Origin of the sequence: Mycobacterium shinjukuense, assembly GCF_010730055.1 — a bacterium.
GTDB classification, from domain to species: domain Bacteria; phylum Actinomycetota; class Actinomycetes; order Mycobacteriales; family Mycobacteriaceae; genus Mycobacterium; species Mycobacterium shinjukuense.
In genome coordinates this window covers 966,772-993,415 of record NZ_AP022575.1, presented here as the reverse complement: position 1 = coordinate 993,415, position 26,644 = coordinate 966,772, and the positions used below count along the sequence as shown (strand labels likewise).

Annotated in this window: 25 protein-coding genes; 5 read left to right on the top strand and 20 right to left on the bottom strand. The window is 66.3% G+C overall.

The window, feature by feature from the left end:
• Positions 1-70: 70 nt before the first annotated feature.
• Entirely contained in the window at positions 71-1,609 is a 1,539-nt protein-coding gene (locus G6N20_RS04285; protein WP_083052554.1) for a phospholipase C, read from the bottom strand.
• Between the two features lie 233 nt (positions 1,610-1,842).
• On the bottom strand, positions 1,843-3,405 hold the full coding sequence (locus tag G6N20_RS04280) for a phospholipase C (protein ID WP_179961517.1): 1,563 nt from the start codon (positions 3,403-3,405) through the stop codon (positions 1,843-1,845).
• A 468-nt stretch (positions 3,406-3,873) separates the two neighbouring features.
• Between G6N20_RS04280 and G6N20_RS04275 the strand changes: the two genes are divergently transcribed.
• Positions 3,874-4,596: a GAP family protein gene (locus G6N20_RS04275; RefSeq protein WP_179961516.1), complete on the top strand. Its 723-nt coding sequence runs from the start codon at positions 3,874-3,876 to the stop codon at positions 4,594-4,596.
• A 137-nt stretch (positions 4,597-4,733) separates the two neighbouring features.
• Here G6N20_RS04275 and G6N20_RS04270 read toward each other — a convergent pair whose 3' ends face one another.
• The 7 genes from G6N20_RS04270 to G6N20_RS04240 all read right to left on the bottom strand — a co-directional run bounded on the left by G6N20_RS04270 (position 4,734) and on the right by G6N20_RS04240 (position 13,917).
• A complete protein-coding gene (locus tag G6N20_RS04270; protein ID WP_163662818.1) occupies positions 4,734-5,909 on the bottom strand; it encodes a PPE family protein in 1,176 nt (391 codons plus the stop codon).
• A 288-nt stretch (positions 5,910-6,197) separates the two neighbouring features.
• The gene (locus tag G6N20_RS04265) at positions 6,198-6,482 is read right to left on the bottom strand and encodes a WXG100 family type VII secretion target (RefSeq protein ID WP_083052694.1); all 285 of its coding nucleotides are present in this window, start codon (positions 6,480-6,482) and stop codon (positions 6,198-6,200) included.
• Between the two features lie 10 nt (positions 6,483-6,492).
• Positions 6,493-6,789: a type VII secretion system ESX-5 protein EsxJ gene (esxJ, locus tag G6N20_RS04260; protein ID WP_083052697.1), complete on the bottom strand. Its 297-nt coding sequence runs from the start codon at positions 6,787-6,789 to the stop codon at positions 6,493-6,495.
• A gap of 102 nt (positions 6,790-6,891) precedes the next feature.
• Positions 6,892-8,094: a PPE family protein gene (locus G6N20_RS04255; RefSeq protein ID WP_163662815.1), complete on the bottom strand. Its 1,203-nt coding sequence runs from the start codon at positions 8,092-8,094 to the stop codon at positions 6,892-6,894.
• A 288-nt stretch (positions 8,095-8,382) separates the two neighbouring features.
• Positions 8,383-10,263, bottom strand: a complete 1,881-nt coding sequence (locus G6N20_RS04250; RefSeq protein ID WP_408632557.1) for a PPE family protein — start codon at positions 10,261-10,263, stop codon at positions 8,383-8,385.
• 185 nt (positions 10,264-10,448) lie between these two features.
• Complete coding sequence (locus G6N20_RS04245) at positions 10,449-12,332, bottom strand: PPE family protein (RefSeq protein WP_408632556.1); 1,884 nt, start codon at positions 12,330-12,332, stop codon at positions 10,449-10,451.
• Positions 12,333-12,537: 205 nt separating this feature from the next.
• Positions 12,538-13,917, bottom strand: coding sequence for a glycine--tRNA ligase (locus G6N20_RS04240; protein WP_232065428.1), 1,380 nt, complete (start codon positions 13,915-13,917; stop codon positions 12,538-12,540).
• 209 nt (positions 13,918-14,126) lie between these two features.
• On the opposite strand from G6N20_RS04240, the gene G6N20_RS04235 reads away from it, so the two are divergent.
• Together G6N20_RS04235 and G6N20_RS04230 are read left to right on the top strand one after the other, a co-directional pair.
• Complete coding sequence (locus G6N20_RS04235; protein ID WP_142271866.1) at positions 14,127-14,531, top strand: ArsR/SmtB family transcription factor; 405 nt, start codon at positions 14,127-14,129, stop codon at positions 14,529-14,531.
• A gap of 85 nt (positions 14,532-14,616) precedes the next feature.
• Positions 14,617-15,009 carry a Fur family transcriptional regulator gene (locus tag G6N20_RS04230; protein ID WP_083046341.1) on the top strand — a complete coding sequence of 131 codons (393 nt, stop codon included), beginning with the start codon at positions 14,617-14,619 and terminating at the stop codon, positions 15,007-15,009.
• 154 nt (positions 15,010-15,163) lie between these two features.
• On the opposite strand, the gene G6N20_RS04225 is transcribed toward G6N20_RS04230, so the two are convergent.
• From G6N20_RS04225 to recO, 3 genes are read right to left on the bottom strand one after another with little or no spacing between them, the layout of a single operon-like run.
• On the bottom strand, positions 15,164-15,610 hold the full coding sequence (locus tag G6N20_RS04225; RefSeq protein WP_083046340.1) for a hypothetical protein: 447 nt from the start codon (positions 15,608-15,610) through the stop codon (positions 15,164-15,166).
• A complete protein-coding gene (locus G6N20_RS04220; RefSeq protein WP_083046339.1) occupies positions 15,610-16,503 on the bottom strand; it encodes a decaprenyl diphosphate synthase in 894 nt (297 codons plus the stop codon). Before G6N20_RS04220 ends, G6N20_RS04225 begins: the two co-directional genes overlap by 1 nt.
• Before the next feature lie 2 nt (positions 16,504-16,505).
• Positions 16,506-17,294, bottom strand: a complete 789-nt coding sequence (gene recO, locus G6N20_RS04215) for a DNA repair protein RecO (RefSeq protein ID WP_083046338.1) — start codon at positions 17,292-17,294, stop codon at positions 16,506-16,508.
• Between the two features lie 61 nt (positions 17,295-17,355).
• On the opposite strand from recO, the gene G6N20_RS04210 reads away from it, so the two are divergent.
• Positions 17,356-18,810, top strand: coding sequence for an amidase (locus G6N20_RS04210; protein ID WP_083046337.1), 1,455 nt, complete (start codon positions 17,356-17,358; stop codon positions 18,808-18,810).
• Here G6N20_RS04210 and era read toward each other — a convergent pair.
• The 8 genes from era to hrcA form a co-directional block, all read right to left on the bottom strand.
• Positions 18,807-19,706 carry a GTPase Era gene (era, locus tag G6N20_RS04205; RefSeq protein WP_083046336.1) on the bottom strand — a complete coding sequence of 300 codons (900 nt, stop codon included), beginning with the start codon at positions 19,704-19,706 and terminating at the stop codon, positions 18,807-18,809. The genes G6N20_RS04210 and era overlap by 4 nt on opposite strands.
• A 64-nt stretch (positions 19,707-19,770) precedes the next feature.
• Positions 19,771-20,121 carry a cytidine deaminase gene (locus tag G6N20_RS04200; protein ID WP_083046335.1) on the bottom strand — a complete coding sequence of 117 codons (351 nt, stop codon included), beginning with the start codon at positions 20,119-20,121 and terminating at the stop codon, positions 19,771-19,773.
• Positions 20,084-21,391, bottom strand: a complete 1,308-nt coding sequence (locus G6N20_RS04195; RefSeq protein WP_083046334.1) for a hemolysin family protein — start codon at positions 21,389-21,391, stop codon at positions 20,084-20,086. Before G6N20_RS04195 ends, G6N20_RS04200 begins: the two co-directional genes overlap by 38 nt.
• Positions 21,388-21,921 carry an rRNA maturation RNase YbeY gene (gene ybeY / locus G6N20_RS04190; protein ID WP_083046333.1) on the bottom strand — a complete coding sequence of 178 codons (534 nt, stop codon included), beginning with the start codon at positions 21,919-21,921 and terminating at the stop codon, positions 21,388-21,390. Before ybeY ends, G6N20_RS04195 begins: the two co-directional genes overlap by 4 nt.
• 18 nt (positions 21,922-21,939) lie before the next feature.
• Complete coding sequence (locus tag G6N20_RS04185; RefSeq protein WP_083046332.1) at positions 21,940-22,986, bottom strand: PhoH family protein; 1,047 nt, start codon at positions 22,984-22,986, stop codon at positions 21,940-21,942.
• A 114-nt stretch (positions 22,987-23,100) separates the two neighbouring features.
• Positions 23,101-23,862, bottom strand: a complete 762-nt coding sequence (locus G6N20_RS04180; protein ID WP_083046331.1) for a 16S rRNA (uracil(1498)-N(3))-methyltransferase — start codon at positions 23,860-23,862, stop codon at positions 23,101-23,103.
• 21 nt (positions 23,863-23,883) lie between these two features.
• Positions 23,884-25,032, bottom strand: coding sequence for a molecular chaperone DnaJ (gene dnaJ / locus G6N20_RS04175; RefSeq protein WP_083046330.1), 1,149 nt, complete (start codon positions 25,030-25,032; stop codon positions 23,884-23,886).
• Positions 25,033-25,104: 72 nt separating this feature from the next.
• Positions 25,105-26,136, bottom strand: coding sequence for a heat-inducible transcriptional repressor HrcA (gene hrcA, locus G6N20_RS04170; protein ID WP_083046356.1), 1,032 nt, complete (start codon positions 26,134-26,136; stop codon positions 25,105-25,107).
• Positions 26,137-26,314: 178 nt separating this feature from the next.
• On the opposite strand from hrcA, the gene G6N20_RS04165 reads away from it, so the two are divergent.
• Positions 26,315-26,629, top strand: a complete 315-nt coding sequence (locus tag G6N20_RS04165) for a type II toxin-antitoxin system VapB family antitoxin (protein WP_083046329.1) — start codon at positions 26,315-26,317, stop codon at positions 26,627-26,629.
• Positions 26,630-26,644 lie beyond the last annotated feature (15 nt).

Below are 26,644 nucleotides of genomic sequence, written 5' to 3'. Positions count from 1 at the left end.
CACGTACCGGCAATGATGTCGTTCAACGTCGCGCTACCCATCGAATTCGCTGCCATTGGAGAATCTTTACTCAGCACGGGCCGCTGGGAATTCCGCGGACGGGCGTGGTTTCCTGGGAGGGCATGGCTTGCGGGAATGGCACACGATAGGGAATGGATGTCTTCGTCGTCGTGCCCAACACCGCGTTGGGAACGCACTGCGGCAGCTTCGGAAGCGCCTGCAGCCGCGGGTGGTCCAGGTTGGGTTTCGAGGAGTTTGGCGGGACGGCGAAGTTGAACGCCGAGGTCATATCGCCGACGGTGGCGTTCCGCCAGGCACTGATGTTGGGCACCGGCACACCGAACCGCGCGCTGATGAACTTCAGGGTCGATGTGTGGTCGAAGGTGTCGTGGACCATCAGGGGGCCGCGGCTGAAGGGCGAAATGACGATGCAGGGCACCCGGAAACCCAGACCGATCGGGCCACGGATGCCACCGGATCCCGGCACCGAGTTGATGTCGGGGACGGTGACGAATTCGCCGGCCGTCCCCGGCGGCGGCGTCGGTGGCACCACGTGGTCGAAGAAGCCACCGTTCTCGTCATAGTTGACGATCAGCGCGGTTCGCTCCCACACCGCCGGGTTGGACAGCAAGATCCGAAGGACGTCGACGATCGCAACGGCGCCCACGTTCACCGGGAATGCCGGATGCTCCGACAGCAGGAACCCCGGCAGCACCCAGGAGACCTTGGGCAGCCGGTTGTTCTTGACGTCGGCGGCGAAGTCCACCGGGTAGGTCGGGGCGATGCCGAAGCGGGCCAGGTTCGACCGCGGGTCCGCGGCCTGCCTGAAATCATTGACCAGCCCGTTGTAGCCAACGACCGTATTGTTGAGTGCCCCCAGCAGCTTGTTCTGGTAGACCTTCCAGCTGATGGCGGCGTCTTCGAGGTTTTCCGGCATGATGCGCCAGCTGTAGTGCTGCAGCGGTTGGATGTTGGGCTCGACCAGCACCGGCCCGCCGTCTGTGCCGTCGGGGTCGATCCAGGCGCTCATCCAGTACAGCCTGTTGGGCGTGGTCCCGCCCAGCAGCGAACAGTGGTAGCCGTCGCAGACCGTGAAGGTGTCGGCCAGCAGGTAGTGGATGGGCAGGTCTTGGCGCGTGTAGTAGCCCATCGTCACGGGCACATTGCCCGGCAGCGCGCTGAACTGCGCCTGCGTCGGCAGCCAGCGGTCGTTGGCGCCGCCGTTCAGACACTCGTGCTGGGAAATCCAGCCATGGTCGGGGTCGTTGACACACTCGCCGGCGACCAGCGGACCCCGGGTGGTGTCGAAGCGGAACGGCAGCGTGGTGCCGGCGGGATCGACCGCCTGCGTCGCCGGGTTCCAACCCGTTTGCGCGAAAACCACCGGCGGGGTGAGGTCATCGAACCCGCGGACGCCAGATAGCGTGCCGAAGTAGTGATCGAATGACCGGTTCTCCTGCATCAACAACACAATGTGTTCGATATCGGTTAAATGACCCGGGCACGGCCCCGCACCGTAGGCTTTTTCGATTATCGGACCGGCCAATGACATCAAAGCCCCGGCCGTGGTGGCGGCGGCAGCCTTCGTAAAGAATTGCCGACGAGTCATTCCGTCGACCGGGTGCTCGCTCCCCACACGCCCTCCTTGCCCGCCGCCGCTTGCTGATCACGGTATAGTTACGATGACGGTCCGGACCGATACGCCGACCGGCGTGTCGGGCACGGCTTGTGTGTATTGCCAGCCAAGCCGCGCGCCGTTGTCGCGATCGTCGAGAGGTTTGCTCCCACAATTAACGCAAACGCGCGCCGACGGGTTCAGCAGAAACTAGGCGCGGTTTCCATTTAGCTGCAGAGCCCGCTGGGAATCCCGCGTACCGGCGTGGTTTCCTGGTTTGGCATGGACTGCGGAAAGGGCACCCGATAAGGAATGCTCGGTAGTACGCCGTCGGTGCTCCCCAGCACGACGTTGGGCACGCACTGAGGCAGTTTCGGCACGGCGGCCAGCAGCGGGTGACTCAGGTGGGGCTTGCCCGGGTTGGGCGGGCTGGCGAAGTTGAACGCCGAGGTCAAGTCGCCGACCACGCCGTCTCGCCAGGTGGTCAAGTTGGGGACCGGCACGCCGAAGCGTGCGCGAATCAATTTCAGCTGCGAGGTGTGGTCGAACGTGTCGTGGACCATCAGGCCGCCGCGACTGAACGGCGAAATGACGATGCAGGGGACGCGAAAGCCCAAGCCGAGCGGTCCGCGGATGCCACCGGACCCGGGAACCGCGTCGATGTCGGGGACCGTGACATATTCGCCGGGAGTCCCCGGTGGTGCGGTGGGGGGCGTGACGTGGTCGAAGAAGCCACCGTTTTCGTCGTAGCTGATAATCAGCGCGGTCTTTTCCCACACCGCGGGGTTGGAGAGCAAAATCCTCAGTGCCGTCACCATGGACACAGCGCCGAGGGCTACCGGCAGCGCGGGGTGTTCGGACTGGATGAACGGCGGAACCAACCAGGACACCTTCGGCAGCCGGTTGCCCTTGACGTCGGCGGCGAAGTCCACGGGGTAGCTCGGTGCGATGCCGAAACGGGCCAGGTTTGACCTCGGATCCGCGGACTGCTTGAAAGCCTGGACCAGCCCGTTGTTGCTGATGGGTGTGTTGATGAACCGTCCGGCGTCTTTGGCCTGGTAAACCTTCCAACTCACGCCGGCCTCTTCCAGGTTCTCCGGCATGATTCGCCAGCTGTACTGCTGCAGCGGCAGGAAGCCCGGTTCCACGAGCTGCGGTCCACCGTTGGTGCCCGCCGGGTCGATGTGGGCGCTGAGCCAGTACAGCCGGTTGGGCAGGGTGCCGGTCAAGAGCGAGCAATGGTAGCCGTCGCAAATTGTGAACGTGTCGGCCAGCAAATAGTGGATCGGGATGTCTTGGCGCGTGTAATAACCCATGGTCATGGGGACGTAAGGTCCCGCCCGGGTCACCGCCTGCGCCGGAAGCCAGTTGTCGTTGGCGCCGCCGTTCCATGCACGGTGCATCGCGGCCCACTGGTGCTCGGGGTCGTTGACGCATTCACCGTCCAGGAAGGGGCCTCGGGTGGTGTCCAGGCGAAACGGGATGGTGGTCCCTGCGGGATCCAGCGCCTGCGTCATCGGGTTCCAGCCCTTCTGCGCGAACGCCGGCGACGGGTCGTTGAAACCGCGGGTGCTCGAGAGCGTGCCGAAGTAGTGGTCAAAGGACCGGTTCTCTTGCATCAACAACACGATGTGCTCGATGTCGGTCAAATGACCGGGGCACGGCCCGGCGCCGTAGGCCTTGTCGATCACCGGGCCGGCATAGTCCGTCAGCAGCGCCGCGGCGCCCGCGCCGGTAAGCTTTGCCAAGAACTCTCGTCGTGACATTCCCACAAATGGGTTTGCGCTCACTGGACCTGCCTCCCTGCCCGCATGTGGAAATCACGGTATAGATGCGACGGTGGGCAATCGCGATACGACAGGCGGCGTGTCGCGCGCGGCCTGTCTGGCGACAGCAGATGCGAGCGCGTCGCCAGCAGGAGATCTGTGACCCCACCCGGCCGACGCCCTGGGTGCTATCGGCCGTCAACGGTTGCAGCACAACGCCATACGAAGGACGTTCCAAAAAATTTATCCAATCCTTTGTTCCTGATCGAACCCTCATAGAACCATTTCTCCGCCCGACTTCCGCACCCGCATTGGGGGCATTCTTCGAGGTCAGCGACCGGTCATCCGCTTTCGACGAGAGGGCATGTCACTTCGAGCCGTCTTACTTTGCCGCCAGACAAAATCCCGGGCTCGAGTAATTCGGTCGTGATCGGAAAATCGATGCCTAAAACGGGTTTCGCGACCCGCGGCGTCGCTGTAGCGTCCGGTGCCATGTGGGGCACGGTGCTGGTGTTGGCTCTGGTGGCGACCGCGGACCCGGTGCGAATCGGGATCAGTGTTCTGTTATCGTCGCGGCCTCGTGCCGCCGGTCAGCTGGTCGCGTTCTGGCTCGGCGGCATCGCAATCAGCGTGGTTCTGGCCGTGGGTGTGTTATTCGGGCTGCGCGACTACGCGCTCGCAGCCATGCACCGGGTGCAAAGCGCCGCCGCTGGCTCCACCGCCGGACACATTCAGATCGCGATGGGTGTGCTGGCCTTGCTCATCGCCGGACTCGCGGCTGGCGTCTTGCCACGTCACCGAGCGCGGCTGGGCGTGACCGGCGGCACCACATCTGCGCTGCGGGTGCTGACGTCGACCGCGGTCGCCAGATTGTCGCTGCGCGCGAGGGAGGCGTTGCAGGCCAGGCCGTTGCGGGTGGCGTTCATCCTCGGAATCGGGATGCTGGTGGACTTCAGGTTCCTGGCGGCGCTGACCGCCATTGTGGGCTCGGGAGCCGCTGTGGGCAGTCAGATCACTGCGGCCGGGGTGTACACCCTGGTGGCCTTGGCGTTCGTCGAGGTCCCGCTCGCCAGCCGGCTGGCGGCGCCGGGGAAGGCCGACCAGATCATGTCCACGGTGCAGGGTTGGGTCAAAGCTCGCCGACAACAGCTGTGCGCGGTGATCATCGCGCTGCTCGGGGTTCTGCTGATGACCAGCGGAATGGGGCATATCTGAGTCAGGTTCAGATCCGTTCTGGCTCGTGGGCATCGGCGTCGACAGGCAGCCCGTCCGCATACCGATCACCGAAGCGAAGCATTGGCGGCCAGCAGCCGCTACCACACGGTCGCCGGAGAACCTCCAACCGGTCGGCGCTATCCGACGCCGGTCCGCGGGATCACGCTGGGGCGCGACTGCACCACATGCGCACCCGCGCCACCGCGGCCCATCATGCCCGGGGGCATACCGGCCCCCGCGCCGCCCATACCCATCGGCATCGGCATCATTCCCATGCCACCGGTTCCGGCGGCCCCCGCCTGCGCCAACTCAGCCGGCAGCGCGCCCAGCCCCGACATCGCCGAGCTGGCCATCGCCTTGGGCACCGACCCCTGCCACGTCGGCGGCACCGACATCGACCCCACCAACCGCGCCTTACCGAGCTCGCCCGCCGCGCCCGCACCCAGACCCGCACCACCCAGACCCTTCGGGGTGGTGTCCCCGACAAACTTGGGCGTCTCAGCACCCAGCCCGGCCGCCGCCGCATTCGCCAACCCGGCCGAGCCCGCGTTCGCCGACTGCGCCGCATTCATCAGCGGCCCCAACATCATGCTGGCCGGATACATCGCCATCTGCGCCGCCGACAGCATCGACTGCACCGGCATGCCCGCCACCGCAGATTGCGCGGCCGTCACCATGGCCGGGGCCGCCAGCAGCGCACCCTCGGCCACCGGAGACACCGCCGCCGTCGCCGCCGCCGCCATCCCGGCAACCTGCGCATTGACCTGACTGGCCAACCCGGCCAGTTCCAGCGGCGGCACGCTAAACGGCGTCAACATCGAGGCCACCGACACCGCCCCGGCCTGATACCCCACCATCGCGGCCACATCCTGGGCCCACATCTCCACATAATCGAACTCGGTGGCGGCAATCGCCGGAGTGTTCTGACCCAACAGGTTGGTCGCCACCAACAGCCCCAACAACACCCGATTGGCCGTCACCGCCGCCGGATGCACCGTGGCCAACAACGCCGTCTCAAAGGCCGTCGCCGCCGCCCGCGCCTGGCTGGCCGCCAACTCCGACTGCCCAGCCGCCGCGCTCAACCAGCCCACATACGGCGCGGCCGCCGCCGCCATCGCCACCGACGTCGGACCCGCCCACGGCCCACTGGTCAACCCGGCTACCACCGAATCAAACGACGCCGCCGACGCCCGCAAATCCGACGCCAGCCCCTCCCATGCCGCAGCCGCCGACAACAACGGACCCGGCCCGGCACCGGCAAAGATTCGTGCCGAGTTAATCTCCGGCGGCAACCAGGCGAATTCCGCAATCATCGCAACCCCACATCTGTCAGCCGCATCACCGGCTCCGACGAATACTGACAACGACCGTACATGGGCGCAAACCCACCGACGGATCGTAAAACAATCCGCACCAAAAGTCCGCGCTTTTCCCAAGATCCTGACACCAGGTTGCCATGATCCTGGCGTTAGGCATTCGGTTCGGGAATCAGTTTGGTGACGTTGCCCGGCGGAAATGGGTGTCTCTCAGCGCGCGCACCCGTTCCCCGGTGTCATCCGCTCCCGCGGATTGTCGGCCATGCCTCGCGACGCCAAGGAAGATCAGGCCCAGCTCGAACCCACCGCGGAGTCGGTTTGCGCCATGTTGCTGCCGGCGGTCTGCACCTTCTGCCCGTGCGCGTTGGCCTGTTCGTAAATGACCTGGAAATTGCGGCCCAATTGGGTGATGAACTCCTGGCAGGCCACCGACCCGGCACCGCCCCAGAAGTCCCCGGCCGCCAGCACATCGCGCACGATCGCCTGGTGCTCGGCCTCCAACGCCGCCGCCTGCGCCCGGATCGTGGCGCCGTGGGCGTCCACGTCGCCGAACTGGTAATTGATCGTCATAGCTGATGTCCTAACTGCTCAAGATCTGCTGGGATGCCTGCTCTTGCTGCTCGTAGTTGTTGGCGTCCCGGATCAGCCCGTCGCGCACCCCGTGCAGCATGTTCACGATGTTGCGAAACGCCTGATTCATCTGGCCCATGGTGTCCAGCGAGGTCGCCTCGGCCAGACCGCTCCAGCCGGCACCGGAAATGTTTTGCGCCGACGCCCACATCCGCCGGGCCTCGTCCTCGACCGTCTGGGCGTGCACCTCAAACCGGCCCGCCATGTCCCGCATCGCGTGCGGATCCGTCATAAACCGAGTAGCCACCACACCCGTCCTTTCCCAATCCGTTCACAATCAACCACATGCGGCGCCACCAACGTGGCGCATCAGGGCCCAACACACAGGCCCCGACCAATCACCCCCGCCCTATCCGATGCCGGTCCGCGGGATCACGCTGGGGCGCGACTGCACCACATGCGCACCCGCGCCACCGCGGCCCATCATGCCCGGGGGCATGCCGGCCCCCGCGCCGCCCATACCCATCGGGAAAGGCATCATTCCCATAGGCGCACCGACGGCCCCCGCCTGCGCCATCTCAGCCGGCAGCGCGCCCAGCCCCGACATCGCCGAGCTGGCCATCGCCTTGGGCACCGACCCCTGCCACGTCGGCGGCACCGACATCGACCCCACCAACCGCGCCTTACCGAGCTCGCCCGCCGCGCCCGCACCCAGACCCGCACCACCCAGACCCTTCGGGGTGGTGTCCCCGACAAACTTGGGCATCTCAGCGCCCAGCCCGGCCGCCGCCGCATTCGCCAACCCGGCCGAGCCCGCGTTCGCCGACTGCGCCGCATTCATCAGCGGCCCCAACATCATGCTGAGCGGATACAGCGCCGTCGGCGCCGCCGACAGCACCGACTGCACCGGCACCGCTGACGCCATCGATTGCGCCGCCGTCGCCACGGCGGGGACCGCAGTTGTGGCCCCGGCCAACAGGGTCGGAACGCCCTGCACCGCCCCCTGGGCCCCCAGGACCACGGATTTGCCCAGCGCCGCACCGGTCCCGAGAACGGTACCCACCTGGGAGGCGAATCCCACCAGATCGAACGGCGGCACGCTGAACGGCGTCAACGTCTCAGCCACCGACACCGCCCCGGCCTGATACCCCACCATCGCGGCCACATCCTGGGCCCACATCTCCACATAATCGAACTCGGTGGCGGCAATCGCCGGAGTGTTCTGACCCAACAGGTTGGTCGCCACCAACAGCCCCAACAACACCCGATTGGCCGTCACCGCCGCCGGATGCACCGTGGCCGACAACGCCGTCTCAAAGGCCGTCGCCGCCGCCCGCGCCTGGCTGGCCGCCAACTCCGACTGCCCAGCCGCCGCGCTCAACCAGCCCACATACGGCGCGGCCGCCGCCGCCATCGCCACCGACGACGGACCCGCCCACGGCCCACTGGTCAACCCGGCTATCACCGAATCAAACGACGCCGCCGACGCCCGCAAATCCGACGCCAGCCCCTCCCATGCCGCAGCCGCCGACAACAACGGACCCGGCCCGGCACCGGCAAAGATTCGTGCCGAGTTAATCTCCGGCGGCAACCAGGCGAACTCCGGAATCATCGCAACCCCACATCACTCACCGACTACGGTCACGCACGGACGCGAGCCCATCGCTGAATTGTAAGACAACCCACACCAAAAGTACCCGCCTTCGCCGAATCCGCCATAGCCCACTACTGACCATCGTTAACCACTGTCTGCCCACCGAGAATGAGACCCCACGCAAGCCCATCACCGGTCGATGCCGCCGCATGTGCGCACGTCAGACCTCACCGATCGGGCACCGGCGGACACCGGAACGACCCCTTCGGACGTTCACCTGCGGTTGATGCGACAACCCCCATCGCGCTACAGGAAATTCTTGAAGAAGCCCGAGAGCCCATTTCCGATGACCAGCAGACCCGAGCTGCCGGTTCCGGAGTTCAAAATGCCCGAAGTCATGACGCCCGCAATGGCGAAGCCCGCGTTCTGGACAGCCGCATTGTAGAAGCCCGCGTTCCCATAACCCGTGTTCAGAATGCCTGAGTTGCCACCGAACAATAGGGTGGTGCTGGTATTGACGTAGCCCGAGTTACCGAAACCCGAGTTCTGGATGCCCGAGTTGCCGCTGCCAGACGGGTCGTTCTGGCCAAAACCTGAGTTGCCGGTGCCGACGTTGAAGAAGCCCGAGTTGGGGCCGACCTGGGTCGCCGCGCTGAAGAATCCGGTGTTGAGGGTGCCGCCGTTCAGCCCACCCGTGTTGGTGTTGCCCGCGTTTCCGAAACCGGTGTTGACATGGCCGGCATTTGCGAAGCCGGAGTTGATGTTCCCGGCGTTAAGGAAGCCACTATTGACGTTGCCCGCATTCCCAAAGCTCGTGTTTGAGTTGCCCGCGTTAAAGCTGCCCGCGTTGAAGTTGCCGGAATCGAAAAAGCCGAAGTTGCCCGCCCCGGCGTTTGCGGCGCCGGTATTGGTATTACCGCCATTCCAGAAGCCGGTGTTGGTGCTACCCGCGTTTCCGAAACCGGTGTTTCCAATACCGGAGTTCCCGAATCCGACGTTGCCGGAGCCGGAGTTGAAGAAACCGATGTTCCCGGTGCCGGAGTTACCGAGGCCGATGTTTCCGCTGCCAGAGTTCAGGGCGCCGATCCCGATCTGACCATTGCCGGTGAGACCAAAGCCGATATTGTTGTTCCCGGTATTCCCGAATCCGAAGTTGCCGCTTCCAGTGTTGCCGAAGCCGACGTTGTTACTACCGACGTTCCCGCTGCCGAAGTTGAGATTTCCGTTGTTGCCGTTCCCGAAGTTCGTGTCGCCAATATTACCGTTGCCGACATTAGTATTACCAATGTTTCCGCTGCCCAGGTTGTGGCTGCCAATATTGCCGCTGCCCAGGTTTTGGCTACCGAAGTTGCCGCCGCCGAAGTTGAAGTTGCCGATGTTGCCGCTACCCAGATTGACGTCACCCTGATTGCCGCTGCCCAGGTTCGTGCTGCCGATATTGCCGCTGCCCAGGTTTTGGCTGCCGATATTGCCGCTGCCGAAATTCGTGTCACCGATGTTTCCGCTGCCTATGTTGAGGGAGCCGATGTTTCCCAGGCCGACATTGATGCCCTGCAGCGGAGCCGCCACGGCGGGTCCGGCCGCCTCGGCGGGGGCCGCTTGGATGCCGAGCTGTGCCCCGGCCAGCGGTGTGCTCGACCCGAACAATCCCGACGGGCCCGCCAAACCCGACAAGGCACCCGGCCAGGCAGCCAACCGCGCCGCGGCCGCCGACGCCCCCGCGTGATACCCCACCATCGCGGCCACATCGGCGGCCCACATCTGCTCATACAGCGCCTCAGCGGCCGCAATCGCCGGCGCGTTCTGCCCAAACAGGTTCGTCAACACCAACCGCACCACCGCATTCCGATTGGCCGCCACCACCACCGGCGGAACCGTCGCCGCCCGCGCCGCCTCAAACGCACCCACCACCACCTTGGCCTGCACCGCCGCCCCCGCCGCCCGCGCCGCCGCCGCACTCAACCACCCCGCATACGGCGCCGCCGCCGCCGCCATCGCCACCGCCGCCGGCCCCTGCCACGCCTGACCGGCCAACCCCGAGGTCACCGACGCAAACGAATCCGCCGCCGACCCCAACTCCGCGGCCAGCCCCTCCCAGGCCGCCGCCGCCGCCAACATCGGCGCCGACCCCGCACCAGAAAACATCCGCAGCGAATTGACCTCGGGCGGCAACACCGAAAAGTTCATCAACCCACCCCTCCTCTACACGTATTCTCAACCGCACACCCGCGCGTTACCGAGACCGACACGCAACACCTCCCACCCCATGTCCCCCACCCCCAACACCACCGGCCGCGGCCAACCCACCGCAGGTAGCCCTAGCCACTCGAGTCGCCAACGAATAGGGGAATACCGATACTTGGTTGCGGCGGCTACCTGAAGAAGCCAGACAGTCCGACGCCCGAGTTGAAGCCACCGGAGTTCTGATCGCCCGAATTTAGGACGCCCGAGCTGTCGTCACCCGAGTTGGAGATGCCCGCGAGGTTGTTACCTGAGTTTGCAATCCCCGCATTGAACGTGCCAACGTTTGCGAACCCAGAGTTGAAGCCAAGGAGGGAAGACGGCCCGGCGTTTGAGAAGCCCGAGTTTCCGGTGCCGATGTTGAAGAAGCCGGAGTTGCCGGACCCCAAGGGGTCGCTATTTCCCCAGCCGGAGTTGCCGGTGCCCAGGTTCCCAAAGCCCGAGTTTGCGCTTGCTTGAGTAAGCGCGCTACCGAAGCCGGTGTTGAGGTCGCCACCATTGAATCCACCGGTGTTGACATTTCCCGCGTTAAAGAACCCGGTGTTGACATTACCGGCGTTCAAGAAGCCGGTATTCGAGTCACCCGCATTCATGAAACCGGTATTCCCCGCGCCCGAATTCCCCGAGCCGGTATTCTGCCAGCCCACGTTGAAGCTGCCCACGTTTGTGTCTCCGGCATTGAAGATTCCGAAGTTTCCGTTACCCGCGCTTCCGAAGCCAGTATTTGAATTGCCCGCGTGCCAGAAGCCCGTATTGAAGTTGCCCGCGTTCCCGAAACCCGTGTTCCCGTTGCCAGAGTTCGCCCAGCCGATGTTGTTATTTCCCGAATTGAAGAAACCGATATTGTTATTTCCCGAGTTGAACAAGCCGATATTTCCGGTACCGGAGTTCAGAGCGCCGAAGCCAATCTGACCATTACCGGTAAGCCCGAAGCCGATGTTGTTGTTGCCCTTGTTCCCGAACCCGATATTTCCGGTACCGAGGTTTCCGAACCCGATGTTGTTATCACCGTTATTCCCGCTGCCGAGGATAAAGTCTCCGATGTTTCCACTGCCGATGGCCACATCGCCATTATTCCCGCTGCCGACGTTGAGGGTGCCGAAGTTTCCGCTGCCCAAATTGAGGCTGCCGATATTGCCACTGCCGAGGTTTCCGCTACCGAAGTTTCCGCTGCCGGGGTTGTAGTCACCGGCGTTCCCGCTGCCAGTGTTTCCGGTCCCCGTGTTTCCGCTGCCCCAGTTCAGGCCGCCGTAGTTGCCACTTCCTAGGTTTTGGCTGCCGATGTTGCCGCTGCCGAGGTTGACGCCACCGATGTTGCCGCTACCCAGGTTGAAGGAACCGATGTTGCCAAACCCCAGGTTCACGACGAAGTCGCTCAGCCCCTGGGAAGCGGCGGCCGGGCCGGCCACCGCTTCGGCGGCGAACGCTTGGATGCCGAGCTGTGCCCCGGCCAGCGGTGTGCTCGACCCGAACAATCCCGACGGGCCCGCCAAACCCGACAAGGCACCCGGCCAGGCAGCCAACCGCGCCGCGGCCGCCGACGCCCCCGCGTGATACCCCACCATCGCGGCCACATCGGCGGCCCACATCTGCTCATACAGCGCCTCAGCGGCCGCAATCGCCGGCGCGTTCTGCCCAAACAGGTTCGTCAACACCAACCGCACCACCGCATTCCGATTGGCCGCCACCACCACCGGCGGAACCGTCGCCGCCCGCGCCGCCTCAAACGCACCCACCACCACCTTGGCCTGCACCGCCGCCCCCGCCGCCCGCGCCGCCGCCGCACTCAACCACCCCGCATACGGCGCCGCCGCCGCCGCCATCGCCACCGCCGCCGGCCCCTGCCACGCCTGACCGGCCAACCCCGAGGTCACCGACGCAAACGAATCCGCCGCCGACCCCAACTCCGCGGCCAGCCCCTCCCAGGCCGCCGCCGCCGCCAACATCGGCGCCGACCCCGCACCAGAAAACATCCGCAGCGAATTGACCTCGGGCGGCAACACCGAAAAGTTCATCAACCCACCCCTCCTCTACACGTATTCTCAACCGCACACCCGCGCGTTACCGAGACCGACACGCAACACCTCCCACCCCATGTCCCCCACCCCCAACACCACCGGCCGCGGCCAACCCACCGCAGGTAGCCCGGTGTCGCTGCGGCGCCGCCCCGCCATCGGCGGTGCCCCACCTTTCCAGCAAACAAATGCGGGGTGGGCCGCGCTAGCTGCCCTTGAGCCGGACCGCCAGATAATCGGCGACGTTGTTCATCGCGATGCGGTCCTGGGTCATGGCGTCGCGTGCGCGCACGGTGACGGCGTTGTCGTCGAGCGTGTCGAAGTCGACCGTCACGCAAAACGGGGTGCCGATCTCGTCCTGGCGCCGGTAACGCCGCCCGATGGCGCCCGCGTCGTCGAAGTCGACATTCCAACATTTCCGCAGTTCGGCGGCCAAGTCACGGGCCTTGGGGCTCAGGTCGGCGTGCCGCGAGAGCGGTAGCACCGCGGCCTTGACCGGCGCCAGCCGAGGGTCCAGCCGGAGCACCACGCGCTTGTCCATCCCGCCCTTGGTGTTGGGGGCCTCGTCCTCGGCATACGCGTCAATCAGAAATGCCATGAATGACCGGGTCAGGCCGGCTGCCGGTTCGATCACGTACGGCGTGTACCGAGTGTCGGTGACCTGGTCATAAAACGATAGGTCGACACCGGAATGTTTGCTGTGCGTGGACAAGTCGAAGTCGGTGCGGTTGGCCACACCTTCCAGCTCGCCCCACGGATTGCCGAGGAAGCCGAACTTGTACTCGATGTCGACGGTGCGGTCGGAGTAGTGCGACAGCTTGTCTTTGGGGTGCTCCCACAATCGCAGGTGCTCCGGATCGATCCCGAGGTCGACATACCATTGCAGCCGGGTGTCGATCCAATATTGATGCCATTCCCTGGCGGTCGCGGGCTCGACGAAGAACTCCATCTCCATCTGCTCGAATTCGCGGGTGCGGAAGATGAAGTTGCCGGGCGTGATCTCGTTGCGGAAGCTCTTGCCGATCTGGCCGATGCCGAAGGGCGGCTTGCGGCGCGCGGTTGTCACCACGTTGGCGAAGTTGACGAAGATGCCCTGCGCGGTCTCTGGGCGCAGATAGTGCAAGCCCTCCTCGGTTTCGATGGGTCCGAGGTAGGTCTTGAGCATCATGTTGAATTCGCGCGGCTCGGTCCACTGGCCGGGCTCGCCAGTTTCCGGATCGCGAATATCGGCCAGCCCGTTGGGCGGTGGGTGCCCGTGTTTGGCTTCGTAGGCCTCGATAAGATGGTCGGCCCGGTAGCGCTTGTGGGTAATCAGCGACTCGACCAGCGGGTCGTGGAAAACGTCGACGTGGCCGGAGGCCACCCACACCTCCCGCGGCAGAATTATCGACGTGTCGATCCCCACGACGTCCTCGCGACCGGTGACCACCGATCTCCACCACTGCCGTTTGATGTTCTCCTTGAGTTCCACCCCCAGCGGACCGTAGTCCCAGGCCGACTTGGTGCCCCCGTAGATCTCGCCCGACGGATAGACGAAGCCGCGCCGCTTGGCCAGGTTGACTACGGTGTCGATGACGGACGCCACGGGGTGGTGTGCTCCCTTCGACGGGTCGGGCGGACGCCCGCAACGGTGAACCAGTGCACGCAAAGCATCAGTCATGGTAGCGAGCAACGTCCCGGTCTTTGACATGCATCATCACGCATGTGACAGTGGAGGTCAGCCGCACGCCGATTTCCAACCAGATTTCCAGAGCGGTCCGAATGCCCGGCACTTCTCGAGGTGGTGACTCCGACATGGTGACGCCTCCCGCCACGCCTACCACCACCCAGCGGCATTCGGGTGCTGACCTGGCTGGCGGTCAGGACAACCGTATCGGTCTCACCGCAGACGCCACGACACCCACGGCACCGCCACGCGGGATTCTCGAAGCCGCCGGCGAGCTGTTACGCGCGCTGGCAGCACCCGTGCGGATCGCGATCGTGTTGCAGTTACGCGAATCCCAGCGCTGCGTGCACGAATTGGTCGACGCGCTGGGCGTCCCCCAGCCGCTGGTCAGCCAACATCTGAAGATTCTCAAGGCGGCCGGCGTGGTCGCCGGGGAGCGGTCCGGCCGCGAAGTGCTGTACCGGCTTGCCGATCATCACCTGGCGCACATCGTTGTCGACGCGGTGGCCCACGCAAGCGAGGACGCACCGTGACCCGCACCGGCCACCATGCAGTGGGGGTACCGCCCGCTTGCGGGGGCGTGGGGGCACCACCCGCTTATGGGGGAGCGGGGCGCCAATGACGGGAGCCGGCGTCCGTGCCACCCGGCAGCGGGCGGCCATCTCGGGGCTGTTGGACACGCTCGATGAGTTTCGTTCGGCCCAGGAACTGCACGACGAGCTGCGCCGTCGCGGCGAGACCATCGGCCTGACCACGGTCTACCGCACGCTGCAGTCGATGGCCGCGGCGGGATTGGTCGACACGCTGCGCAACGACGCGGGGGAATCGGTCTACCGCAGGTGTTCGGAGCACCATCACCACCATCTGGTGTGCCGCGGCTGCGGCACCACCATCGAGGTGGCCGACCACGAAGTCGAGGCGTGGGCGGCCGAGGTAGCGGCCAAACATCGATTCTCCGATGTCAGCCACACCATCGAGATCTTCGGCACCTGCCCAGATTGCCGGCACTAGTGGCGATCGCAAGCGCGGCAACGCCGGGCGCTGGGGGTACCTCCCGCTTCCGGGCGCAGCGGGTCGCCACCATCAGACCCAGTGGCGATCGCAAGCGCGGCAGCGCCGGGCGCTGGGGGTACCTCCCGCTTCCGGGCGCAGCGGGTCGCCACCATCAGACCAAGCCGACGAGCACGCTACGTATCTGGGCGCCGGTGTCCAGCACTAGCAGGATCAGGGTACGCAGCGCGCCGTCGGTCAAACCGGCACCGGGAAAGTTGTACCGCAGCATCACGTCCGCGGTCTTGGGCGCCCCCTTGCCGAAGTTGCGCCGCGCGGTCTTCTCCGCGACCTTCTCGACGCCCTTCTCCAACAGGGTCACCGAACCGAAGTTGAGGTCACGCGCCTGCTGGGCCACCTGATCGCGCACCCTTTTGGTCAACGGCAAATCCCACGCCAACACCTGGGTAAGCGACACCAGGTCGAGGCCGTCCACGATGCTCACCACCCGTAACGAGGCGAACGTGCCGCCGTGTCGGATCGTCAGCCCGCCGTCGGGTTCCTGCTCGACGGGGATGACGTCGCGCAGTATCAATGCCAACCTCTCCTGCAGGGATGGCACTATGCGCTCCCGAATCGTCGATTGCGGGACGCGTATTCCTCGCAGGCCGCCCACAGGTCACGGCGGTCGTAGTCTGGCCAAAGCTTGTCCTGGAAGATGAACTCGGCATACGCCGCCTGCCAGAGCATGAAATTGCTGGACCGCTGCTCGCCCGAGGTCCGCAGGAAGAGGTCGACGTCGGGAATGTCGGGTCGCTGCAAGTGGCGGGCGATCGTGGATTCGGTGATCCGCTCCGGGTTCAGCCTGCCCGAGGCGACTTCACGAGCGATTTGGCGGGTGGCTTCGGTGATTTCGGCGCGACCACCGTAGTTGACGCAGTAATTGATGGTGATGACGTCATTGTTCCTCGTCATCTGCTCGGCGGTCTCGAGTTCTTTGATGACGCTGCGCCACAAACGTGGCCGTGAACCCAGCCACCGGACCCGTGCCCCCATCGCGTTGAGGTTGTCGCGGCGCAGGCGCACCACCTCTCGGTTGAAACCCATCAGAAAGCGGACTTCCTCGGGGGAACGCTTCCAGTTCTCGGTAGAGAAAGCGTAGAGGCTGAGCCATTTGATGCCGAGTTCAATGGCGCCGCAGGCGACATCCATCACCACCGGCTCGCCCATCTTGTGGCCCTCGGTGCGCGGCAGGCCGCGTTGGGTGGCCCAGCGGCCGTTGCCATCCATCACGATGGCGACATGTATCGGCATCCGATCGGCGGGGATCCGGGGTGCGGTCGCTTTCGAAACGTGCTGCGGCGGACGGGGCGGGCCCCCGTCGGGCGACGGGGGGAGATCCGGGAAGACAACCGGCCACGTCGATTTGTCGGGAAAGGTCGGGTAGTCGTCCGGCGCCGGGGGCAGCTGCGGGAAGTCGGTGGACGTCAGCTCTCGCTGCGCGTTCTTAGCCACACTCAGCTATCCTGCCTGATCAGCGTGGCACGACGGTCGGCTATTGTGCGATCAACCCGATAGGTCCGCTCCACCAGCGGCAACGTTTTCAGCTGCCGTTCCAGATGCCATTGCAGGTGTGCGGCCACCAGTCCGCTGGCATAGCTGCGGTGGGATGGCGGCGCAGCCTCGGCGGCCTCCCAATCGCCGTCGCGCAACGCGGACATCAGCTCGAGCACGCCCGGCGGCGGTGTGGTCGAGCCGGTCGGGCGGCAGTGCGCACAGACACTGCCCCCGGCGGCGATGTGAAACGCCCGATGCGGACCGGGTGTGGCGCAACGGGCGCACTCGGTCAACGCCGGCGCCCAGCCGGCGATACCCATGGCACGCAGCAGATAGGCATCCAACAGCAGATCGCGTGGCCGGCGCCCGTCGGCCACCGCGCGCAGCGCGCCGACCGTGAGCCGATGCAGAGCCGGTGCGGGCGCCCGCTCCTCACCGGCAAGGCGTTCAGCGGTTTCCAGCATCGCGCAGCCGCAGGTGTACCGGCCGTAGTCGCTGACGATGTCGGTGGCGAACGCGTCGATCGAGACGACCTGGGTGACGATGTCAAGGTTGCGGCCGGGAAGCAACTGCGCGTCGATATGCGCGAACGGCTCCAGCCGCGCGCCGAATTTGCTGCGGGTGCGGCGCACCCCCTTGGCCACCGCACGAACCAGCCCGTGATCGCGCGTCAACAAGGTGACGATGCGGTCGGCTTCGCCGAGCTTGTGCTGGCGCAACACAACAGCCCGGTCCCGATACAGCCGCATCACAATAGTTTTGCACCCCACCGCGACGTCGCGGGTATCCGCGCCGATAGTCTCGTACCCCGTGGTTGGCGCATCTGGGTCGGATTCCGGGGCCGCGTCTGACGTCGTCGGCCAGCGCCTGCCCACCCTCACCGACCTGCTCTATCAGCTGGCCAGCCGGCAAGTAACCTCCGATGAGCTGGTACGCCGCTCCCTGCAGGCGATCGATCAGAGCCAATCCACCTTGAACGCGTTCCGGGTCGTTCTCACCGAGTCGGCGCTGGCCGACGCGGCGGCGGCCGACCGGCGTCGAGCCGCCGGCGACACCGCGCCGCTGCTGGGCATCCCGATCGCGGTCAAAGACGACGTCGACGTTGCTGGGGTGCCGACCGCATACGGCACCGACGGGTCCGTGCGGCCGGCCACCCACGACTCCGAGGTGGTTCGGCGCCTCAAGGCTGCGGGCGCGGTGATCGTCGGCAAGACCAACACCTGTGAACTGGGCCAATGGCCGTTCACCAGCGGGCCCGGGTTTGGCCATACCCGCAACCCCTGGTCGCGTCGGCACACCCCGGGCGGTTCGTCGGGTGGCAGCGCGGCCGCGGTGGCCGCGGGCCTGGTCACCGCGGCCATCGGCTCCGACGGCGCTGGCAGTGTGCGCATCCCCGCGGCGTGGACCCACCTGGTGGGCATCAAACCGCAACGCGGCCGCATCTCCACCTGGCCGTTGCCGGAGGCGTTCAACGGCATCACCGTCAACGGCGTGCTAGCCCGCACGGTGGCCGACGCGGCGCTGGTGCTCGACGCGGCGTCCGGCAACGTCGACGGCGACCTGCACCGGCCGCCCCCCCTGACGGCGTCCGACTACGTCGGCCTCGCGCCCGGGCCGCTGAAGATCGCGCTGTCAACGGGGTTCCCGTACACCTTTTTTCGGGCCAAGTTGCATCCGGAGATCCTGACCGCCACGCAACGGGTGGGCGAACAACTCGAGCTGCTCGGCCACACCGTGGTGAACGGCAATCCGGATTACGGCCTGCGGTTGTCGTGGAACTTTCTCGCCCGATCCACCGCCGGGCTGCGGGACTGGGAGGAGCGGCTGGGCGACGGTGTCGTCTGGGATCGCCGCACGCTGTCCAACCTGCGTATGGGCCACCTGCTGGGAGAGGCGATTCTGCGCAGCGCACGCCGCCACGAGGCCGCCGACCAGCGGCGGGTGGGCTCGATTTTCGACATCGTCGACGTGGTGCTGGCGCCGACGACCGCGCAGCCGCCGCCGCTGGCGCGCGCATTCGATCGGTTGAATGGCCTGGCCACCGACCGGGCCATGATCGCCGCGTGCCCGCTGGCATGGCCGTGGAACGTGCTGGGCTGGCCAGCCATCAACGTGCCGGCGGGGTTCACCTCCGACGGTTTGCCGATCGGTGTGCAGCTGATGGGACCGGCCAACAGCGAGGGCATGCTGATCTCGCTGGCCGCCGAGTTGGAGGCCGTCAGCGGGTGGGCAAGCAAGCAGCCGCCGGTGTGGTGGACGAACTAAAAGCCCAGTCGGCCAAGCTGTTTGGGATCGCGTTGCCAGTTCTTGGCGACCTTGACCCGCAGGTCGAGGTAAATCTTGGTCCCGAGCAGCCTTTCGATCTGGGTGCGCGCGGCGGTACCCACCTGGCGCAGCCGGGCGCCGCCCTTGCCGATGACGATGCCTTTCTGGCTATCCCGTTCCACGTAGAGCACCGCGTGCACGTCGATCAGGTCGTTCCGCCCCTGCCGCGGGGTGACCTCGTCGATCACCACCGCCAACGAATGCGGCAATTCGTCGCACACCCCCTCCAGCGCCGCCTCGCGGATGAGCTCGGCCATCAGCACCTCCTCGGGTTCATCGGTCAGTGCACCATCGGGGTAGTACGCGGGGCCCGGGGGCAACGCAGCGGCCAGCACGTCGATCAGCACGTCAATGTGTTCCCCGGACACCGCGGAGACCGGGACGATCTCGGCAGCGGTGTCGACCGCCTCGCTGACCGCGACCAGTTGGGCGGCCAACCGGTCTTTCGGCACCTTGTCGATCTTGGTGACGATGACGACCAGGGCGGTGTTCGGGGCGCTCGAGCGGATCTGGTCGACGATCCACCGGTCCCCCGGGCCTATCGCCTCGTCGGCCGGAATGCACAACCCGATAACGTCGACCTCGGTGTAGGTGTCGCGCACCAAGTCGTTGAGCCGCCTGCCGAGCAGGGTACGCGGCCGGTGCAGGCCCGGGGTGTCGACGAGAACGATCTGAAAGTCCTCCCGGTGAATGACGCCGCGAATGGTGTGCCGGGTGGTCTGCGGCCGCGTCGAGGTGATCGCCACCTTCGCACCGACCAACGCATTGGTCAGCGTCGACTTGCCGGTGTTCGGTCTGCCGACCAAACACACAAAGCCGGAACGAAATTCGGTCATGTCGCCGAGCGTGCACACAGGGCGACTTTTCCCGCTATTTTCCGCCGTGAATGCACGTTCGGCGTCATAGCGGGTTGCCTGCCCGGTCGGTGATGATGATCGCCGCCGTCGGTGCGAGTTCCCACACCGCGGCAATACCGGGGTCATCACCGGATCCGGCCACCAGCGCGGCCGCTTCCAGCCCGGTGGCCCCACTGGACACCGCCGCGGCGACCGCCGCTTGCAGGCCGGTCAGCTGCAACGCCGACAACCTGACCGGCGCGGCGGCATACGTGCGGCCGTCGACGTCACGCACCGCGGCGCCGCTGCCGGCTCCGGCCCGTGCCATGGCCGCCCGCGCTAGCACCACCAACGTGGCGTCCTCGGCGGCTAGCTGCTCAGAAATGGCGATCGGCCTCCTTGCCGGCGGGACCATCGGAATCGGCCGGGCTCAGCAGCACGGTGCCGACCCGTATCCGGCCCCGATGATCGGGGCCGCCCTCGGCGCGCAACCGCAGGCCATGGGAGACCACTTCGGAGCCCGGCAGCGGAACCCGGCCGAGTTGCAAAGCCAACAGGCCACCCACCGTGTCGACATCGAGATCATCGTCGAACGTCACGCCGTACAACTCGCCCACGTCTTCGATCGGCAGCCGGGCCGACACCCGAAAACGGTTGTCGCCCAGGTCTTGCACCGGCGCTGTCTCGGCCTCGTCGTACTCGTCGGCGATCTCACCGACGATTTCTTCGAGCACGTCTTCGATGCTCACCAGGCCGGCTATGGCGCCGTACTCGTCGACCAGCAGGGCCATGTGGTTGCGGTCGCGCTGCATTTCGCGCAGCAACGCGTCCAACGGCTTGGAGTCCGGCACGAACACCGCGGGGCGCATCACGGTTGCCACGGTGGCCTCCCCACCACCGTCATCCGGACAAAATGTTTGCCGCACAAGGTCTTTCAGATACACAACGCCGACGATGTCATCGACGTTGTCACCGATCACCGGAATGCGGGAATGGCCGCTGCGCACCGCCAGGGTCATCGCTTGTGCGGCGGATTTGTCGCTTTCGATCCAGACCATCTCGGTGCGCGGCACCATCACCTCGCGCGCCGGGGTGTCGCCGAGCTCGAACACCGACTCGATCATCCGACGCTCGTCGGCGGCGACCACACCGCGTTGCTGGGCCAGGTCGACCACTTCGCGCAGCTCGATCTCGGATGCGAACGGCCCGTTTCGAAAGCCACGGCCCGGCGTGAGCGCGTTGCCCAAGACCACCAGCAACCGGCTGATCGGCATCAACAGCCACGAAATCACCCGCAGCGGCAGGGCTGCCGTCAACGAGATGGAGTAGGCGTGCTGGCGGCCCACGGTGCGCGGGCCGACGCCGATGACCACGAAACTGGTCAACACCATGATGGTCGCGCCACCGTACAGCCCCCAGTCCAGGCCGAAATTGTCGTAGAGGAACACCACCAGCAGCACGGTCGCGGTGATCTCGCAGACGTTGCGCAGCAACACCACCAGGTTGATGTATCGCGGCCGATCGGCCATCACCTTCAGCAGCGAGACCGCGCCGGGCCGCTCGTCTCGCACCAACTCGTGCACCCGGGCCAGCGACACCGTGCTGACGGCGGCGTCGATCGCCGCGAACAGCCCACCCAGACCGACCAGCGCGATCGCGCCGAGCAGCTGATACAGACCGCTCAACGGTCGAAATACCTCGACTTGTCCAGCAAGCGGCGGTCACGTTCCTGCTGCCGGTCGTGCTGGTAGGCCTCGACCTGGTCGGCCACCCATTCTTCAAGCAGCCGTTCCTGCAGGGCGAACATCTCCTTCGCCTCCTCCGGCTCGCCGTGGTCGTAGCCGAGCAGATGCAGCACCCCGTGGATGGTCAACAGCGCCAGCTCGTGGCCAAGGCTGTGGCCGGCCGCGGCCGCCTGCTCGGCGGCGAATTCCGGGCACAGCACGATGTCGCCCAGCATGGCCGGTCCCGGTTCGGGGGCATCGGGCCGGCCTCCCGGCTCGAGCTCGTCCATCGGGAAGCTCATCACGTCGGTGGGCCCGGGCAGATCCATCCAACGCATGTGCAGATCGGCCATCGCCGCGGTGTCAAGCAGCACCATCGAGAGTTCGGCGGCTGGATTGACATCCATCTGGGTGATGACAAACCGCGCGACGCTGACCAGTTCCGTTTCGCAGACGTCGATGCCCGACTCGTTGGATACCTCGATGCTCATAAGATGCTCACGCACTCATCATCGGCGACTGCGCACGCCCGACGCGCGCCGGGCGGCGCGGTTCATCCCCGAGCCAGGCTCCTCGTAGCGCGCGTAGGCGTCGACGATCTCGGAGACAAGTCGATGGCGGACCACATCCGCACTGGTCAGCTCCGCGATGTGGATGTCATCGATGTCCTCGAGGATGTCGACCGCCGCCCGCAGGCCTGACCTGGCACCGCCCGGCAGGTCGATCTGGGTGACATCGCCGGTGACGACGACCTTGGACCCGAATCCCAGGCGGGTGAGAAACATCTTCATCTGCTCGGCGGTGGTGTTCTGCGCCTCGTCGAGGACGATGAAGGCGTCGTTGAGGGTTCTACCACGCATATACGCCAACGGCGCCACCTCGATGACACCCGCGGACATCAGTTTGGGGATCGATTCCGGGTCCATCATGTCGTAGAGCGCGTCATAGAGCGGGCGTAGGTACGGATCGATCTTTTCGCTCAACGTACCCGGCAGAAAGCCAAGGCGCTCACCGGCTTCCACCGCGGGGCGGGTCAAGATGATGCGGGTTACCTGCTTGGTCTGCAGCGCGTGCACCGCCTTGGCCATGGCGAGATACGTCTTACCGGTGCCGGCCGGGCCGATGCCGAAGACGATGGTGTTGGCGTCGATCGCGTCGACGTAGCGCTTTTGGTTGAGTGTCTTGGGCCGGATCGTCTTACCCCGACGCGACAGGATGTCCAGGGTGAGAACCTCGGCGGGCGACTCGTTGCCGGTACCGACCAGCATGGCGACGCTGTGCCGTACCGCCTCGGGAGTCAACGGCTGGCCTCGGGCGGCAATCGCGATCAGCTCCGAGATAGCCCGTTCGGCCAGCGCCACGTCGGCCGGCTCGCCGGAGATGGTGACGGTGTTGCCGCGCACGTGTAGGTCGGCACCGAGGCTGAGTTCGAGGGCGCGCAGGTTTTCGTCGGCCGAGCCAAGCAAGCCCACGACCAGGTCGGGCGGAACGTCGATGCTGCTGCGAACCGGGGTGGAGGCCGATGCGTCGGCGGCGCGGGTCTCGCGGGGCGTCACGTGGCTTCGGGTGCCTGCTTTCTGGAGTTTTCGGGTGAGAGTCGTGGATTTTTAGTCTACCGCCGGTCAATACCGCGTCCCAGTGATTCACGCGGCCGGTAGCCCGCTCAACGCTTACCGACTTGCGGGGCCATCCCATCGAGAGGTGAGCACACCCAACGCGCCCAGCGCCACCGCGGCCGCGGTCGACGTCCGTAGCACGGTCGGACCCAGCCGGACCGCGACAGCACCGGCGTCGGTCAACGCGGCGATCTCGTCCGGCGTGATACCCCCCTCGGGGCCGATGATGAGCATCAGTGAGCTCGCGTGCGTCGCGTCGACAGCGGCGAGCCGATCCGTCGCCGACTCGTGTAAGGCCAGCACCGCGGCGCCGGCGGCCACCTCGTCACCGACCCGTTGGATCAGCCCGGCGGTCGACAGCACGCCGTCGACCGGGGGGATATGCGCCCGGCGCGATTGCCGTGCGGCCGAGCGGGCGACCGCTCGCCACCGGCGCAGCCCCTTGTCGGCGCGGGCACCGTCCCAGCTGGCCACGCAGCGGGCCGCCTGCCAAGCCAGAAAGGCATCGGCGCCGGCCTCGGTGGCCAATTCGATGGCCAATTCCGAACGGTCGGATTTGGGCAGCGCCTGCACCACGGTGACCCGCGGACACCCCGGGGCGACGCTCCAGCGTTTCAACACCCGGGCACCGAGCCCATCCCGCCCAGCGTGCTCCACCAGACAGCGGGCCAGGCCACCGGCCCCATCGCCAAGCACCACCTGCTCGCCGGGACGGATCCGGCGCACCATGGCGGCGTGAAACCCTTCGTCCCCGCCCACGACCGCCAGCGCGCCGGGGGCGGGCAGGGCGTCAACGTAGAACAGCGTCGCCACCATGTGCGACCTCCGGGAGTGCGGCTAACGCCCGGTGAAGGTCTCGCGCAGCCGGCTGAACAACCCGCCGCCGGCAGCCTGCGTCGGGCGCACCTCGGCGATGTCGCGGCCGCGGCGGCTCTTCAGCTCACGCAGCAGTTCGGTGTCCCGGTGATCCAACCGGGTGGGGACCACCACCTCGACGTGAACGTGCAGGTCACCCCGGGCGTTGGAGCGCAGATGCGGCATCCCGCGCCCCCGCAGGGTGATCACCGAACCCGGCTGGGTGCCGGGAGGTATGACGATCTCGCTCATGCCGTCCAGGATGGCGTCCACGGTGACCGTGACACCCAGCGCCGCGTCGACCATCGGCACCGAAACGGTGCAGTGCAGGTCGTCGCCCTGGCGCAGGAAGATGTCATGGGGTTGCTCGTGAACCTCGACGTACAGGTCACCCGCCGGTCCCCCCCCGGGCCCAACCTCGCCCTGGGCGGCAAGCCGAACCCGCATGCCGTCGCCGACACCGGCCGGGATCTTGACGCTGATCTCCCGGCGCGCCCGCACCCGGCCGTCGCCGAAGCATTGGTGGCACGGGTCGGGGATCACCACTCCCACGCCGCGGCAGGTGGGACACGGTCTCGACGTCATCACCTGACCCAGCAGGGAGCGCTGAACGGTCTGCACCTCCCCGCGACCGCCGCAGGTGTCGCAGGGCACCGGCGCGGAATCACCGTTGGTGCCCCTGCCCTGGCACCGGTCGCACAGCACCGCGGTGTCCACGGTGACCTGCTTGGTGACCCCCGTCGCACACTCGTCAAGGTCCAGCCGCATCCGCAGCAGCGAGTCCGAACCCGGACGAACCCGGCCGGTCGGTCCGCGTGCGGCCGAGGAGCCGCCGAAGCCGCCCCCGAAGAAGGCCTCGAACACATCGCCTAGACCCCCGAAACCGGCGAAGCCGCCGGCGGCCGCGCCCGCGCTTTCCAGCGGATCCCCGCCCATGTCGACGATGCGGCGCTTCTCCGGGTCACTCAACACCTCGTAGGCAACGCTGATTTCCTTGAACTTCGCCTGCGCCGCCTCATCGGGATTGACGTCGGGATGCAGTTCGCGCGCCAGCCGACGATACGCGCGCTTGATGTCCGCATCGCTGGCGCCCCTTCCGACGCCGAGCAGCCCGTAGTAATCGCGTGCCACGATTAACTCTCCTATGCCGCGCCTCCAGCCGCGCTTATGCGGCTGTCCACAAGTCCTGCAGCGGGTGCACGGTCATCGAGCACCCAGTACTTCGCCGATATACAGGGCAACCGCGGCAACACTGGCCATAGTTCCCGGATAGTCCATGCGGGTGGGCCCGAGCACTCCCATGCCGCCGTAGACCGTGTCGGCGGTCCCATAGGCGGTGGACACCATCGAGGTCCCCGCCATCTGTTCGGCTTCGGTTTCGTGGCCGATGCGCACCGTCACCTTGCCGGCTTCCTGCTGAGCGGCCAGCAGTCGCAACACCACGACCTGCTCCTCGAGGGCTTCCAGGATGGAGCGCAGCGACCCGCCGAAGTCGGCGGCGTTGCGGGTCAGGTTGGCGGTGCCGCCCAGCAGCAGGCGCTCCTCGGCGTGCTCCACCAACGACTCCAGCAAAACCGTCGCCGCCCGCCCGACCGCGTTGCTCAAGCCACCGGCGCCGCGCAGCTTGCCGGCCAGGTCGGCGACCGCGACCGAGGCCGCCGAGAGCTTCTTGCCTTCCAAGGCCTGGCCGAGTATCTCGCGGAGCTGGGACAGCTGGTGGTCATCGATGACGTCACCGAGCTCGACGATGCGCTGATCCACCCGGCCGGAGTCGGTGATAACCACCATCAGCAGCCGGGCCGGGGTGAGCGCGATCACTTCCAGGTGGCGAACGGTCGAGCTCGACAGCGTCGGGTACTGAACCACGGCCACCTGACGCGTCAGCTGGGCGAGCAGCCGCACCGCCCGGCGCAGCACGTCGTCGAGGTCGACGGCGCGCTCCAGGAAGCTTTGGATCGCCCGCCGCTCGGGCGCCGACAGGGGTTTGACGTCGTCGAGCCGGTCGACGAACTCGCGGTACCCCTTCTCCGTGGGCACCCTCCCAGAGCTGGTGTGCGGCTGGGTGATGTATCCCTCGGCCTCCAGCACCGCCATGTCGTTGCGGATGGTCGCGCTGGAGACACCCAGGTTGTGCCGTTCCACCAAGGATTTCGAGCCGATCGGTTCCTGGGTGGCGACGAAGTCGGCGACAATGGCGCGTAACACCTCGAAGCGACGCTCCTCCGCGCTTGACATCGACCTCACCTCCTCGTTGCCGTTTGCCACCCGATCGGCCGGCTTCAGTTTACGGTCTCACCAGCAAGCTGGCCGTCACGCTGCACGCATCGCTGAATGCTTGCCGGCGAGATTTTCCGACTAGCCTGTCCAGCATGATCTCGTCGGATCCAGGCGACGCGGCAGAAGCGATCAGCACATGATCTTCAAGGGTGTGCGGGACGGCAAGCCGTATCCCGACCATGGGCTGTCCTATAGGGACTGGTCGCAGATACCTCCACAACAGATCCGGCTCGACGAACTGGTCACCACCACGACGGTCCTCGCGCTGGACCGGCTGCTTTCGGAGGACTCCACCTTCTACGGCGACCTTTTCCCGCACGCCGTGAAGTGGAAAGGGACCACCTATCTGGAGGACGGCCTGCACCGGGCGGTGCGCGCGGCCCTGCGTAACCGCACCGTGCTGCACGCGCGGGTGTTCGACATGGACATGGTGCGGGGCGAGCCACGGTAGGCGCACCCGTCGGTC

Excerpts from the sequence above, each read along its gene's own strand:
- G6N20_RS04285 (WP_083052554.1), bottom strand. The coding sequence starts at position 1,609 with ATGACTCGTCGGCAATTCTTTACGAAGGCTGCCGCCGCCACCACGGCC.
- hrcA (WP_083046356.1), bottom strand. The coding sequence starts at position 26,136 with ATGTCAAGCGCGGAGGAGCGTCGCTTCGAGGTGTTACGCGCCATTGTC.
- recO (WP_083046338.1), bottom strand. The coding sequence starts at position 17,294 with ATGCGGCTGTATCGGGACCGGGCTGTTGTGTTGCGCCAGCACAAGCTC.
- G6N20_RS04245 (WP_408632556.1), bottom strand. The coding sequence starts at position 12,332 with ATGAACTTTTCGGTGTTGCCGCCCGAGGTCAATTCGCTGCGGATGTTT.
- era (WP_083046336.1), bottom strand. The coding sequence starts at position 19,706 with ATGACCGAATTTCGTTCCGGCTTTGTGTGTTTGGTCGGCAGACCGAAC.
- G6N20_RS04270 (WP_163662818.1), bottom strand. The coding sequence starts at position 5,909 with ATGATTGCGGAATTCGCCTGGTTGCCGCCGGAGATTAACTCGGCACGA.
- G6N20_RS04180 (WP_083046331.1), bottom strand. The coding sequence starts at position 23,862 with ATGGTGGCGACGCTGTTCTACGTTGACGCCCTGCCCGCCCCCGGCGCG.
- G6N20_RS04265 (WP_083052694.1), bottom strand. The coding sequence starts at position 6,482 with ATGACGATCAATTACCAGTTCGGCGACGTGGACGCCCACGGCGCCACG.
- ybeY (WP_083046333.1), bottom strand. The coding sequence starts at position 21,921 with ATGAGCATCGAGGTATCCAACGAGTCGGGCATCGACGTCTGCGAAACG.
- G6N20_RS04165 (WP_083046329.1), top strand. The coding sequence starts at position 26,315 with ATGATCTTCAAGGGTGTGCGGGACGGCAAGCCGTATCCCGACCATGGG.
- G6N20_RS04230 (WP_083046341.1), top strand. The coding sequence starts at position 14,617 with ATGACGGGAGCCGGCGTCCGTGCCACCCGGCAGCGGGCGGCCATCTCG.
- G6N20_RS04200 (WP_083046335.1), bottom strand. The coding sequence starts at position 20,121 with ATGGTCCCGCCGGCAAGGAGGCCGATCGCCATTTCTGAGCAGCTAGCC.
- G6N20_RS04250 (WP_408632557.1), bottom strand. The coding sequence starts at position 10,263 with ATGAACTTTTCGGTGTTGCCGCCCGAGGTCAATTCGCTGCGGATGTTT.
- G6N20_RS04255 (WP_163662815.1), bottom strand. The coding sequence starts at position 8,094 with ATGATTCCGGAGTTCGCCTGGTTGCCGCCGGAGATTAACTCGGCACGA.
- G6N20_RS04275 (WP_179961516.1), top strand. The coding sequence starts at position 3,874 with ATGTGGGGCACGGTGCTGGTGTTGGCTCTGGTGGCGACCGCGGACCCG.
- G6N20_RS04235 (WP_142271866.1), top strand. The coding sequence starts at position 14,127 with ATGGTGACGCCTCCCGCCACGCCTACCACCACCCAGCGGCATTCGGGT.